This is a genomic window from Streptococcus pseudopneumoniae, assembly GCF_001070815.1.
Classification (GTDB): domain Bacteria; phylum Bacillota; class Bacilli; order Lactobacillales; family Streptococcaceae; genus Streptococcus; species Streptococcus pseudopneumoniae_P.
Genome location: NZ_JVLX01000068.1, coordinates 1 through 13,183 on the forward strand (window position 1 = coordinate 1; position 13,183 = coordinate 13,183).

General features: G+C 40.3%; 12 protein-coding genes and 1 pseudogene. 9 read left to right on the forward strand and 4 right to left on the reverse strand.

Annotated elements, in window-relative coordinates; translation table 11 throughout:
• Positions 1–191 precede the first annotated feature (191 nt).
• On the reverse strand, positions 192–1,127 hold the full coding sequence (gene birA, locus ADG81_RS08475) for a bifunctional biotin--[acetyl-CoA-carboxylase] ligase/biotin operon repressor BirA (RefSeq protein WP_000844492.1): 936 nt from the start codon (positions 1,125–1,127) through the stop codon (positions 192–194).
• A 270-nt stretch (positions 1,128–1,397) separates the two neighbouring features.
• Between birA and ADG81_RS08480 the strand changes: the two genes are divergently transcribed.
• The 5 genes and pseudogenes from ADG81_RS08480 to ADG81_RS08495 all read left to right on the forward strand — a co-directional run bounded on the left by ADG81_RS08480 (position 1,398) and on the right by ADG81_RS08495 (position 5,767).
• Positions 1,398–2,591 (forward strand): O-antigen ligase family protein, encoded by a 1,194-nt coding sequence (locus ADG81_RS08480; RefSeq protein ID WP_004258845.1) that lies wholly within the window; start codon positions 1,398–1,400, stop codon positions 2,589–2,591.
• A 144-nt stretch (positions 2,592–2,735) separates the two neighbouring features.
• Positions 2,736–3,179 (forward strand): MarR family winged helix-turn-helix transcriptional regulator, encoded by a 444-nt coding sequence (locus tag ADG81_RS08485; protein WP_020903524.1) that lies wholly within the window; start codon positions 2,736–2,738, stop codon positions 3,177–3,179.
• A 34-nt stretch (positions 3,180–3,213) separates the two neighbouring features.
• Positions 3,214–3,405, forward strand: a pseudogene (locus ADG81_RS09605) (polyketide cyclase); the annotation flags it as partial.
• Positions 3,406–3,525: 120 nt separating this feature from the next.
• Positions 3,526–4,254, forward strand: coding sequence for an ABC transporter ATP-binding protein (locus ADG81_RS08490; protein ID WP_049551456.1), 729 nt, complete (start codon positions 3,526–3,528; stop codon positions 4,252–4,254).
• Positions 4,247–5,767, forward strand: a complete 1,521-nt coding sequence (locus tag ADG81_RS08495; RefSeq protein ID WP_049551457.1) for an ABC transporter permease/substrate-binding protein — start codon at positions 4,247–4,249, stop codon at positions 5,765–5,767. Before ADG81_RS08490 ends, ADG81_RS08495 begins: the two co-directional genes overlap by 8 nt.
• Before the next feature lie 137 nt (positions 5,768–5,904).
• On the opposite strand, the gene ADG81_RS08500 is transcribed toward ADG81_RS08495, so the two are convergent.
• Positions 5,905–6,441, reverse strand: a complete 537-nt coding sequence (locus ADG81_RS08500; RefSeq protein ID WP_004235331.1) for a TetR/AcrR family transcriptional regulator — start codon at positions 6,439–6,441, stop codon at positions 5,905–5,907.
• 132 nt (positions 6,442–6,573) lie between these two features.
• Here ADG81_RS08500 and ADG81_RS08505 point away from each other — a divergent pair, with 132 nt between their 5' ends.
• Positions 6,574–7,464 (forward strand): cation diffusion facilitator family transporter, encoded by an 891-nt coding sequence (locus ADG81_RS08505; RefSeq protein ID WP_000095928.1) that lies wholly within the window; start codon positions 6,574–6,576, stop codon positions 7,462–7,464.
• 33 nt (positions 7,465–7,497) lie between these two features.
• Here ADG81_RS08505 and galR read toward each other — a convergent pair whose 3' ends face one another.
• The gene (galR, locus tag ADG81_RS08510; RefSeq protein WP_049551458.1) at positions 7,498–8,502 is read right to left on the reverse strand and encodes a DNA-binding transcriptional regulator GalR; all 1,005 of its coding nucleotides are present in this window, start codon (positions 8,500–8,502) and stop codon (positions 7,498–7,500) included.
• A 164-nt stretch (positions 8,503–8,666) separates the two neighbouring features.
• Here galR and ADG81_RS08515 point away from each other — a divergent pair, with 164 nt between their 5' ends.
• The 3 genes from ADG81_RS08515 to ADG81_RS08525 all read left to right on the forward strand — a co-directional run bounded on the left by ADG81_RS08515 (position 8,667) and on the right by ADG81_RS08525 (position 11,819).
• Positions 8,667–9,845, forward strand: coding sequence for a galactokinase (locus ADG81_RS08515; RefSeq protein WP_049551459.1), 1,179 nt, complete (start codon positions 8,667–8,669; stop codon positions 9,843–9,845).
• Between the two features lie 18 nt (positions 9,846–9,863).
• Positions 9,864–11,345: a UDP-glucose--hexose-1-phosphate uridylyltransferase gene (locus ADG81_RS08520; RefSeq protein WP_049551460.1), complete on the forward strand. Its 1,482-nt coding sequence runs from the start codon at positions 9,864–9,866 to the stop codon at positions 11,343–11,345.
• 69 nt (positions 11,346–11,414) lie between these two features.
• Positions 11,415–11,819, forward strand: coding sequence for a PaaI family thioesterase (locus ADG81_RS08525; protein ID WP_000651223.1), 405 nt, complete (start codon positions 11,415–11,417; stop codon positions 11,817–11,819).
• A gap of 45 nt (positions 11,820–11,864) precedes the next feature.
• Here the strand turns inward: ADG81_RS08525 and ADG81_RS08530 are convergent, their stop codons facing one another.
• Complete coding sequence (locus tag ADG81_RS08530; RefSeq protein ID WP_049551461.1) at positions 11,865–13,130, reverse strand: DNA cytosine methyltransferase; 1,266 nt, start codon at positions 13,128–13,130, stop codon at positions 11,865–11,867.
• Positions 13,131–13,183 lie beyond the last annotated feature (53 nt).

Below are 13,183 nucleotides of genomic sequence, written 5' to 3' on the forward strand. Positions count from 1 at the left end.
AAAGGCTCCATAAGATCCATAGGGGATTTACCCACTACAAATATTATAGAGCCTTTTAAGAATAGTAGAATTAAAACTTCAGATTTGTAAAACTTAATTAGATTACTTATCTGAAGTTTTTTGGCTCTTTGTCAACTGTAGTGGATCGAAGGAAAGCTAAATGTTTTATATATTATCGATTTTATGGATTACTACTTCCAACTCTTGAGTGAAATTTCTCCGCTATTTAGCCAGATTTCTTTTCCGTTATCACATCGAACTAGAAGTTTTCCAGTTTCAGAGATGTCTTTAGCCAGTCCCTTGTAGTCTTTTTGATCTAGTGTGAAAGTAACTTCTTTGCCTAGAACGAATGACTGTTTTTTGTATAGGTATAATAGTTCTTCTGCTGGTGTTTCGAAGAAAGTGCGCCAGATTTCTATGATTAATTCATTTCTGGTAATAGGTGCTGGTGTTTTAAATAAACTGGCAGCTTTTTCTTTTAATTCCTTAGGGAAGTCTTTAATAGTAAAGTTAATTCCTACTCCAATAATGATATCTGTGACTAACCCAGTTTCTACAGAGGTCATCGCCTCAGTAAGAATCCCTCCAATTTTATGATTGTTTAGGTAGATATCATTGACCCATTTTATGTCGACATCAATTAAAGTTAGGTTTTTAATGGATTTGTAGATAGCTCCTGCTACAAGTAGTGTGTAGGATGGTAATTGGTCATAGGGGAGATTGGGTTTAAGATGGAGTGTCATATAAATGCCACCTTGGGGTGAGTAGAAAGAACGTTGAAAACGGCCTCGCCCTGCTGTTTGATAGGAAGCTAGATAGAGAGTGTTTGCTTTATTTCCTAAATCAATTGCTTCTTTTGCATCGAGTTGTGTTGATCTTGTTTCGGGTTTAAAACTGATTTTAATTGGAAGATTTTGTTCTAGAAGTTCTGGAAGAATAAGGTCTCCATTCACCAGTTTATAGCCTTTGTTTTTGATACTATCAATTTCAATGCCTTCTTGTTCTAGACGCTTGATGGCTTTCCAAATTGATGTTCGGGTTAGGGATAGTTCTTCTGCGATTTTTTCTCCGCTGACATAGTCGATTTCTTTAGCTAGAATTTGGTAGACGGCTTGGTAAGATTTCATAGTGTTTCCTTTCTTTAGGAGTAGTATGTGATTTGAATCTAGTTTGGCTAGTTGCTTAATTACTACTATTTTAACATATACCTAGTCTTTACGGTATGATTTTCTTATAGTAAATGTAGTCATTAAGTTTGAGTTTTGAAATATCAGTATTTTTGCTCCCTTTTTTACCTAGTAAACGTTTCCTTTGTTTTCAAATTGCTAAAAAAGTGGTACAATAAAGGGTAGCTTACTATTATCTGAATCAGTTGATTTGGAGAGAAAGGATTCATTTTGAAATCAATAGGCTTTATTGAAAAGCTGAAAGGGTTGTCTAGTAAAGAGCTGATTTTATTGGGAATTATCCTGAGTATCTTTTTACCCTTTTATCTTTTTGTAGTTGTATTCTGTTTATATATTATCAGTTTAATTTTCACAGGAGACATGAAAAGTATTCTTCAGAAAATGGGGGAGCATCCGATGCTGCTTCTTTTTCTTGGCTATAGTACTGTTATATCCGTTTTTGCACAAAATTGGATGGGAGTTGTAGCTTCAGTAGGAATTTTTCTATTTACTATTTTCTTTTTGCATTATCAGTCGATTTTATCACATAAATTCTTTCGCTTGATTTTGCAGCTCGTCTTATTTGGTAGTGTATTGTCAGCTGCTTTTGCGAGTTTAGAGCATTTCCAAATTGTGAAGAAATTCAACTATGCTTTTCTTTCACCCAATATGCAGGTCTGGCATCAGAATAGAGCAGAAGTGACCTTCTTTAATCCTAATTATTATGGAATTATTTGTTGTTTCTGTATCATGATTGCCTTCTATCTGTTTACAACGACCAAGTTGAATTGGTTGAAAGTATTCTGTGTGATTGCAGGCTTTGTGAATCTCTTTGGTTTGAACTTTACTCAAAATCGAACTGCCTTTCCTGCTATTATCGCTGGAGCAATCATCTATCTCTTTACGACCATTAAAAACTGGAAGGCCTTTTGGCTTAGTATTGGGGTCTTCGCGATTGGCTTGAGTTTCCTCTTTTCTAGTGATTTGGGAGTTCGGATGGGGACTTTGGATTCTTCTATGGAAGAGCGCATTTCTATCTGGGATGCTGGGATGGCCTTGTTTAAGCAAAATCCTTTTTGGGGTGAGGGGCCATTGACCTACATGCACTCTTATCCTAGGATAAATGCTCCTTATCATGAACATGCTCACAGTCTATATATCGATACGATTCTGAGTTACGGAATTGTGGGGACTATTTTATTAGTTTTGTCTTCTGTTGCTCCTGTTCGATTGATGATGGATATGAGTCAGGAGTCGGGGAAACGTCCGATTATCGGTCTTTATCTGTCTTTCCTTACAGTGGTTGCTGTACATGGAATTTTTGACTTGGCCCTCTTCTGGATTCAGTCAGGTTTCATTTTCTTACTAGTTATGTGCAGTATTCCGTTGGAGCATCGAACTTTGGTATCGGACATGACGGATTAAGTTTATAAGATTAAAATCTTCTACCTTGGGTAGGAGATTTTTTTACTGGGAAAAATTATTTCCAAATCGAAATAGTTGACAGTTAGAACGATGAGTGTTACAATTGTTTTATTCTTTTCGATATCGAAATAAATTGGAGGTGTTATGAAGGATAGTCATTTGCTAGCCCATCATATTCGTTTGTTGAATGGGCGGATTTTTCAAAAGTTACTGAGCCAAGACCCTGAAGCTCTTTATCGGAGTGAGCAGGGCAAGATTTTAGCGGTTTTATGGAATAGTGAAACTGGCTGTGCAACTGCAACAGATATTGCGCTTGCGACTGGGCTTGCTAACAATACACTGACGACGATGATTAAAAAACTAGAGGAACAAAATCTTGTAGCTATTAGTCCATGTGGAGAAGATAAGCGTAAGAAGTATTTGGTTTTAACAGAGTTGGGGCAGTCTCAGAAAGAAGTGGGGTATCGTGTCAGTCAGAAATTGGATACGATCTTTTACAAAGGATTTTCAGAGGAAGAAATTCGTCAGTTTGAAGCCTTTCAAGAAAGAATTTTGGATAATCTGAAAGAGGAGGAAAATGAGGTTTAAAATGGAGCAAATTAGCTGTTTATAAGTAAAGACCACTTTTGACTTTGTTTTCCAACTCTTAGGACAAGGAAACTATGTGGTTAGCTATGGTCAGACTCAGATTGGTGGAGTTGCCTATGCCCAGTATGACATCTTCCGTCTAGAAAACGGGAAAATTGTGGAACATTGGGATAATAAGGAAGTTATGCCTAAGATAGAAGACTTGACCAACCGAGGAAAGTTTTAATACTCTTCGAAAATCAAATTCAAACCGCGTCAACGTCGCCTTGCCGTACTCAAGTACAGCCTGCGGCTAGTTTCCTAGTTTGCTTTTTGATTTTCATTGAGTATAAATTGAGGATACAGAATGATTGAATACAAAAATGTAGCTTTGCGTTACACAGAAAAAGATGTTTTGAGAGATGTCAATTTACGAATTGATAATGGAGAGTTTATGGTTTTGGTTGGGCCATCTGGGTCCGGTAAGACAACCATGATCAAGATGATTAACCGTCTTTTGGAACCAACTGATGGAAATATTTACATGGATGGCAAGCGCATCAAAGACTATGACGAGCGTGAGCTTCGTCTCTCTACTGGTTATGTTTTACAGGCCATTGCTCTCTTTCCAAATCTAACGGTTGCGGAAAATATTGCCCTGATTCCTGAGATGAAAGGATGGACTAAGGAAGAAATTGCTCAGAAAACAGAAGAGCTTTTGGCTAAGGTTGGTTTACCAGTGGCTGAGTATGGACATCGACTTCCTAATGAATTATCTGGTGGAGAACAGCAACGGGTCGGTATTGTTCGTGCTATGATTGGTCAGCCTAAGATTCTCCTCATGGATGAACCTTTTTCGGCTCTTGATGCTATTTCGAGAAAACAGTTGCAGATTCTGACGAAAGAATTGCATAAAGAATTTGGGATGACAACGATTTTTGTAACCCATGATACGGATGAAGCTCTGAAATTGGCGGACCGTATTGCTGTCTTGCAGGATGGAGAGATTCGTCAGGTGGCGAATCCCGAGACGATTTTAAAAGCTCCTGCAACAGATTTTGTAGCAGACTTGTTTGGAGGTAGTGTACATGACTAATTTAATTGCAACTTTTCAGGATCGTTTTAGTGATTGGTTGACAGCTCTATCTCAACATTTGCAGTTGTCACTTTTGACCTTGTTGCTGGCCATCTTTATAGCGATTCCCTTGGCTGTTTATCTTCGATATCATGAGAAGTTAGCGGATTGGGTCTTACAGATTGCAGGGATTTTCCAGACCATCCCGTCTCTGGCCTTGTTAGGGCTCTTTATTCCCTTGATGGGAATTGGAACCTTGCCGGCTTTGACAGCTCTAGTGATTTATGCGATCTTTCCGATTTTACAAAATACCATCACTGGACTCAAGGGAATTGATCCAAGTCTACAAGAGGCTGGGATTGCCTTTGGGATGACTAGGTGGGAGCGTCTCAAGAAGTTTGAAATTCCACTTGCTATGCCTGTTATGATGTCTGGGATTCGGACGGCAGCGGTCTTGATTATCGGTACGGCAACCTTGGCGGCCTTGATTGGTGCAGGGGGACTGGGTTCCTTTATCCTTTTGGGAATTGACCGTAATAATGCCAGTCTGATTTTGATTGGGGCACTTTCTTCCGCAGTGCTTGCCATTGCCTTTAACTTCCTGCTAAAAGTGATGGAAAAAGCAAAATTGCGGACGATTTTTTCAGGTTTTGCCTTGGTGACAATATTACTCGGTCTGTCTTATAGTCCAGCTCTCTTAGCTCAAAAAGAGAAAGAAAACTTGGTTATTGCTGGAAAATTGGGTCCAGAACCAGAAATTTTGGCCAATATGTATAAACTCCTCATTGAGGAAAATACCAGTATGACTGTGACTGTTAAACCGAATTTTGGGAAAACAAGCTTCCTTTATGAAGCTCTGAAAAAAGGCGATATTGACATCTATCCAGAATTTACAGGAACGGTGACTGAAAGTTTACTTCAGCCATCACCTAAAGTAGGTCATGAGCCAGAGCAGGTTTATCAGGTAGCGCGTGATGGCATTGCCAAACAGGATCATCTAGCCTATCTCAAACCTATGTCTTATCAAAATACCTACGCTGTAGCCGTTCCAAAAAAGATTGCTCAAGAATATGGCTTGAAGACCATTTCGGACTTGAGAAAAGTTGAAGGGCAGTTGAAAGCAGGTTTTACACTTGAGTTTAATGACCGTGAAGATGGAAATAAGGGCTTGCAATCAATGTATGGTCTCAATCTCAATGTAGCTACCATGGAACCAGCCCTTCGCTATCAGGCTATTCAGTCAGGTGATATTCAAATCACGGACGCCTATTCGACTGATGCGGAATTGGCGCGTTATGATTTGCAAGTCTTGGAAGATGACAAGCAACTCTTCCCACCTTATCAAGGAGCTCCACTGATGAAAGAAGCTCTTCTCAAGAAACATCCAGAGTTGGAAACAGTTCTCAATAAATTGGCTGGTAAAATTACTGAAAGCCAGATGAGCCAGCTTAACTATCAAGTCGGTGTTGAAGGCAAGTCAGCAGAACAAGTAGCCAAGGAGTTTCTACAAGAACAAGGTTTGTTGAAGAAATAGTTTGAAAATGTCAAACTCAACTTTGTTAAACGACCATATAGAAAACTGCTCAGACAATGTTGTCTGGGCTTTTTTGATTGTTGAAAAGATGAAAACTCAGTAGCCTAGAAATAAGGCAACTGAGCTCTACTCTGTATTCAATTTTTAGGAATGAGAAGGTCTAGATAAAACTGGACAACTTCCTGGTATGTAAAGTCTTGTCCTTTTTTGAGCCACCAGGTCAATGTCTCGATAAAGTTGGACACGACCAAGTGTTGGAGGTAAGAAGTAGGCAGATTAGTGTGGGCTTCTTTTAACTCATCAGCCAACATGGGATAGACATGGTGTTCTAGCTCTTTATGGAGTTGACGGAGGAAGTAGTCATTTTTGGAAAATAGCAGACTGGTAACATGGTCCTGGTTTTTCTGAAAATGTAAAAAGATATGTGCGAGGTAGTCCTCGGTAGTAAAGTGTCCTTCCCTTTCAAAGAGATGATGAAAGAGGTAGCGACAGAGCTCATCTAAAAGGAGTTCCTTGCTTTCATAGTGACAGTAAAAAGTAGAACGCCCAACATCTGCTAGGTCAATGATATCCTGAACAGTAGTGGCATCATAGCCTTTGTCGTTCAAAAGTTGTAAAAAAGCTTGATAGATGGCTTTTTTCGTCTTGCTGACTCGACGGTCTCTTTTTGGCATGTAGACACTTGAGACAAACTGTTCAGAACTGAACATGGCTGACAGTTTGCTTCTATCCTTTCTTTGAATTTTATTAGATAATACAAATGAAAGAAGTATGTATATACCCATTATACCAAAGGAGGGAGAGAAATGAGTTCTAAAACATCTATCTGGTTAGCTTTTTTCTTAAATTTAAGCTATGCGATTGTTGAGTTTATCGCAGGAGGAATCTTTGGTTCGAGTGCAGTTCTTGCTGATTCCGTTCATGACTTGGGAGATGCTATAGCCATTGGCATCTCAGCCCTTTTAGAAACAATTTCAAACCGTGAAGAAGATAGACAGTACACCTTGGGTTACAAACGTTTTAGTCTTTTAGGAGCCATGCTAACGGCTGTGATTCTTATGATAGGGTCTGTCCTAGTGATCTTGGAAAATGTCACAAAGATTGTTCACCCGCAACCCGTCAATGAGGAAGGCATCCTCTGGCTGGGAATCATTGCAGTAGCCATTAATGTGCTAGCAAGTCTGGTAGTTCGTAAGGGGAAAACAAAGAACGAGTCAATTCTTAGCCTGCATTTTTTGGAAGACACTCTTGGTTGGTTGGCCGTCATTCTAATGGCGATTATTCTTCGATTTACGGACTGGTATATCCTCGATCCGCTTTTATCACTAGTTATTTCTATCTTTATTCTGTCGAAAGCCATTCCTCGCTTTTGGAGCGCACTGAAAATTTTCCTAGATGCTGTGCCAGAAGGAGTCGAGACAAGTGATTTGGAGAAGGATTTAGAGGCTCTACCCAATGTCAACAGTGTCAATCAACTTAGCATTTGGTCCATGGATGGTCTAGAGAATAATGCTATTGTTCACATTTGTATCAAGGACTGGGAACAGATGATGGAAACCAAAGAAGTGGTGCGTCAATGTTTAGAAGAAAGAGGCGTGCAGAATATCACTATTGAAGTAGATAGCAGTCAAAGCAATCATGCGCAACATAAGCGGAGGGTGAGAGAATTAGAGCAGAAGCATGGGCATCATCATTAGAAAAGCGACCTCGCTAGAGGTCGTTTTGTTATCCTATTCATTCCTTGTACTTTCTCTCAGAGTCAGTCTGGTTCCCAGCATGGTTAGGCTAGGGATTTTCCGACCGTGGAGTACTTCCTTATTAAGAATATCCATACCTGCTCGGCCCATTTCTTCGGTATAGACGGTGATGCTAGAGAGGGGAGGATAGACTTGCTTGGTCAGGCTAGTATCGTTAAAGGAAATAAGACTGACGCGGTCTGGCAGGTTGATTCCAGCTTCTTGGAGCGCACGGAGGGCACCGATGGCTAAACTATCGCTAGCTGCAAAAAAGGCTGGTGGGAGTTGGTCTCCCAAGTTCTGAATGGCCTCCTTCATCAAGTCATAGCCAGACTGGGCGGTAAAGCTTCCTTGAAAGACTAATTCATCATGATAGATTCCTTTTGTTTGACTGTAGTTTCTAAAATTTTCCAGTCGCTTATCCTCAATGATTTCTTCTTGGTCGGTTGTTTCTTCAAGGCCTGTTAGAATCCCGATGCGGTCCATCCCTTGGCTGAGAAAATAATCGACAACCTGTTTCATGGCAGTGTAAAAGTCTGTGATAATGCAGGTATGTCCCAGGGAAAGTGTATCGCTGTCTAGAAATACAAGAGGCTTTTGGTATTCTTCAAAGGCAGAAATCTGAGCTCGACTAAACTTTCCGATGCAGAGAATCCCAATCACTTCCTCGCTTAGGGTAAAAGGATGGTCATTAAAATAGCGCAAGATATCATAGTCCAACTCTTGGGCTCTTTTTTCAATACCCAAGCGAATCTGGTAGTAGTAAAGGTCGTCCAGTTCTCCTTGTTCACTGACCCATTGGATAATGGCAATCTTTTGCTTGGGTTTGTGGGAATCGCCTGTCTTGAGGTGCTTGGTGTAGCCCAGTTCTTCAGCAACGGTTAAAATACGGTGTCTGGTTTCTTCTGTAACAGATAGGCTCTGGTCGCGATTGAGGACGCGGGATACGGTCGCGATAGAGACAGAGGCTAGCTGTGCAATGTCTTTTAAGGTAGCCATAAATCCTCCTTCTTTAAGGTTAGTATATCATATTTTTCTGCTTTTTACTGATAGTTTAGTAAAATTTTAGTAAAAAGGATTGACCTTGGAAAATCCCTTGGATACAATAGAAGAAAACGATTACATGTTAAGGTGGCTTAACGGACAGTCAAAGGAGAATTCAAATGACACAACATCTTACTGCAGAAGCACTTCGCAAAGACTTTCTTGCTGTTTTTGATCAAGAAGCAGACCAAACTTTCTTTTCACCAGGTCGTATCAATTTGATTGGTGAACACACGGACTACAACGGTGGGCACGTTTTTCCAGCTGCTATTTCCTTGGGAACTTACGGTGCAGCTCGTAAGCGTGACGACCAAGTTTTACGTTTCTACTCAGCTAATTTTGAGGACAAGGGCATTATCGAAGTGCCTCTCGCTGACCTCAAGTTTGAAAAAGAGCACAATTGGACCAATTATCCAAAAGGGGTTCTTCATTTCTTGCAAGAAGCTGGTCATGTGATTGACAAAGGTTTTGATTTCTTTGTTTATGGGAATATCCCAAATGGTGCTGGTTTGTCTTCTTCAGCATCCTTGGAACTTTTGACAGGGGTCGTGGCAGAGCATCTCTTTGATTTAAAATTAGAGCGTCTCGATTTGGTTAAAATCGGAAAACAAATAGAAAACAACTTTATCGGAGTCAACTCTGGCATTATGGACCAGTTTGCTATCGGTATGGGTGCAGACCAACGTGCTATTTACTTAGATACTAACACTTTAGAGTATGATTTGGTACCACTTGATTTGAAGGACAATGTCGTTGTTATTATGAACACTAACAAACGCCGTGAATTGGCGGACTCTAAATACAATGAACGTCGTGCTGAGTGTGAAAAAGCAGTGGAAGAATTGCAAGTAGCCTTAGATATTCAGACCTTGGGTGAATTGGATGAGTGGGCCTTTGACCAATATAGCTATCTGATTAAAGATGAAAATCGTTTGAAACGTGCTCGCCATGCTGTGCTTGAAAATCAACGTACCCTTAAAGCTCAAGCAGCCCTCCAAGCAGGAGATTTGGAAACATTTGGTCGTTTGATGAATGCGTCACACGTTTCCCTAGAGCATGACTATGAAGTAACTGGTTTGGAATTGGATACTCTTGTTCACACAGCTTGGGATCAAGAAGGAGTTCTCGGTGCTCGGATGACAGGGGCAGGTTTTGGCGGATGTGCCATTGCCTTGGTGCAAAAAGACACTGTTGATGCCTTTAAGGAAGCTGTTGGCAAACACTACGAGGAAGTAGTTGGCTACGCTCCAAGCTTCTATATCGCTGAAGTTGCAGGTGGCACTCGCGTCCTTGACTAGTTAAAAGGAGGCTCTATAGTGACCTTAGTAGATAAATTTGTAATACACGTTATTGCTGAAAGTTCATTTGAGGAAATGGATCGAATCTACCTGACCAATCGTGTCTTGGCACGAGTGGGAGATGGTGTTTTGGAAGTTGAGACTGGTCTAGATAAATTGATTGACCTCAAAGACCAGTTGGTTGAGGAAGCCGTTCGATTAGAGACGATTGAGGATAGTCAGACTGCGCGTGAGATTCTCGGTGCTGAACTGATGAACTTGGTAACTCCTTGTCCAAGTCAGGTCAATCGTGACTTCTGGGCAACCTATGCCCAATCTCCTGAGCAAGCGATAGCGAATTTCTACCAACTCAGTCAGAAGAATGACTACATCAAACTCAAGGCTATTGCTAAAAATATCGCTTATCGTGTTCAATCTGATTACGGAGAGCTTGAAATTACCATCAATCTCTCTAAGCCTGAGAAGGATCCGAAAGAGATTGCGGCAGCCAAGTTGGTGCAAGCTAGTAATTATCCTCAGTGTCAGCTTTGTCTAGAGAATGAGGGCTACCTTGGTCGAGTTAACCACCCAGCTCGCAGCAACCACCGTATTATCCGTTTTGAAATGGCTGGTCAGGAATGGGGCTTCCAGTATTCGCCCTATGCTTACTTTAATGAGCACTGTATTTTCTTAGATGGCCAGCATCGTCCTATGGCTATTAGTCGTCAGAGTTTTGAACGTTTGCTGGCTATCGTAGAGCAGTTTCCGGGCTATTTTGCAGGCTCTAATGCCGACCTTCCGATTGTGGGGGGCTCTATTCTAACTCATGATCATTATCAGGGAGGCCGTCACGTATTTCCTATGGAATTGGCTCCTTTGCAAAAGACCTTTCGATTTGCAGGTTTTGAGCAGGTCAAGGCTGGAATTGTCAAGTGGCCTATGTCAGTGTTGCGTTTGACTTCGGATTCCAAAGAAGATTTGATCAATTTAGCTGACAAGATTTTGCAGGAATGGCGTCAGTATTCAGATCCTGCAGTGCAGATTTTAGCAGAGACGGACGGAACACCGCATCACACCATCACACCTATAGCGCGTAAGCGTGATGGACAGTTTGAGTTGGACTTAGTCTTGAGAGACAATCAGACTTCTGCAGAACATCCTGATGGCATCTATCATCCTCACAAGGATGTCCAACATATCAAGAAGGAAAATATCGGCTTGATTGAGGTCATGGGCTTGGCAATCTTGCCACCACGTCTGAAAGAAGAAGTGGAGCAAGTCGCTAGCTATCTTGTAGGAGAAGCTGATGCAGTTGCCGACTATCATCAGGAATGGGCAGATCAACTTAGAGCCCACCATCCAGATCTAACGGATAAAGAAAAAGCCCTTGAAATCGTCAAGGACTCTGTGGGTACTATCTTTGCGCGTGTACTTGAGGATGCAGGAGTCTACAAGCAGACGGAACAAGGACAGGCAGCCTTTATGCGCTTTGTGGAGCAGGTCGGAATTTTGCCAGACTAGGAGCTTTCTCCTTGCACAGTCCTATAAAAAGTAGTATCATAGTGTCGTTTGAAATATCAGGAGGAAACGATGAAAGACTTTCATTTTGACGCTATATCTGCCTTTGAAAATTACGAAATTGAACAAATGAGAGATGGTCACGTTGTGGTGACGACCAAAGTAGTGGACTCGTCTCTCAACTACTATGGCAATGCCCATGGTGGCTATCTCTTTACCCTTTGCGACCAGATCAGTGGTTTGGTGGTCATATCTCTGGGGCTTGATGGAGTGACGCTCCAGTCTTCTATCAACTACCTCAAAGCTGGAAAACTCGACGATGTATTGACCATTAAAGGAGAATGTGTCCATCAAGGTCGCACAACCTGTGTCGTGGATGTTGATATCACTAATCAAGAAGGAAGAAATGTCTGCAAGGCAACATTTACCATGTTTGTCACAGGCCAGAGGTCAGAAGATAGACAGGTACGAATATAGATAACTAAAAAAGAGGCTCGTACCTCTTTTTTAGTTTCAGATAAATCAATCAATTTCTTTAATAAACTTAGCAATTTCTTTTACAATTTCAGTAACTAAAGCATTTCCCATAAAAAACATTCTCATTTTATCAGATACCTCTACAATAGAACCGTCAGATAGTTTCTTTTTAGCTGTCCAATTATCTGGGAAATCCTGAAGGCGTTCAGCTTCAATGGGGGTAATTAATCTATATTTATTGTTTACAAATAATAAATGTGTGGAACGATTAACAGTTCCTTCGGATGTAAGCATTGTTCTTCCTGGAAGGTTTAAATCATCATAAGGGGACATTCCTCCTTCTGAATAGATGTATTGATGTCCGTCAGAGGATGTTCGCTCAATTTTTTTAGGTCCTCTAAGATATTGAAATTTTTCTAGTTTAGCCTTATCAGTTAAAAAATATTTTTCAGGTACTTCAGATTCATCTTGAAGAATTTCTCCTAGAGTAATCGGATTACCATTGTAGTTAGGTTCTGTATCAATAGAATAGTATTTTCCATGTCTCATAATTCCTGTATTCCAAACAGTACCAGTAAAAGTATCTGAAACTTCAACTATATCATTTGGTAACTCATAAAATACATGACGATTTTTAACTGCTATAGGTTTAATAGGAAATTGTTTCGCAAATAGACCTTGATTGAAAATATAGTCATTATACCTATTATCTTCAAAGATTTCTTCATTTTTTTCGTAAAGATTGTCAATTTTTTGGGCAAAGACTGTATCATTTCGATAAACGAAAAAGAATACACGACGTCTTCGTTGGCTTCTTCCATACTCAGCAGCATTAATAACTCTCCACTCTACAGAATATCCAAGATTATTAAAAGCTGTTAGCATGATTGCAAAATCACGTCCTCTCTGTTTTGAGGGCGCTTTTAAAAGCCTATCCACATTTTCCAGAATTAAGTATTTGGGTTTAATGATTTCCGTTGCTCTAATGATTTCCCAAAATAAAACTCCTTTTTTTCCTTCAATACCTTTCTCATTTTTCTTGCTACGCGCAACAGAGTAATCTTGGCAAGGAAAACCACCGACAATCATATCGGCATCCATTTTGGAAAATTGTTCGTCTGTTATATCAGAGATACTAATATTGATGTTTTCGCTATTGGGGAAGTGATAATCATAGACCTCAAATGCGTCTTGAGATTTACGAGATGGTTCCCATTGGTTTGCCCATTTTGTTTTAAAGAGTTGCTTATCGGCATTTTCTAATCCTATCCGAAAACCGCCAACTCCAGCAAATAGTTCGAGAACTTTCATCTTTTCTCCTTCATTTTTTTACAGTTTAATCCATTATATACTATTTTCAATGA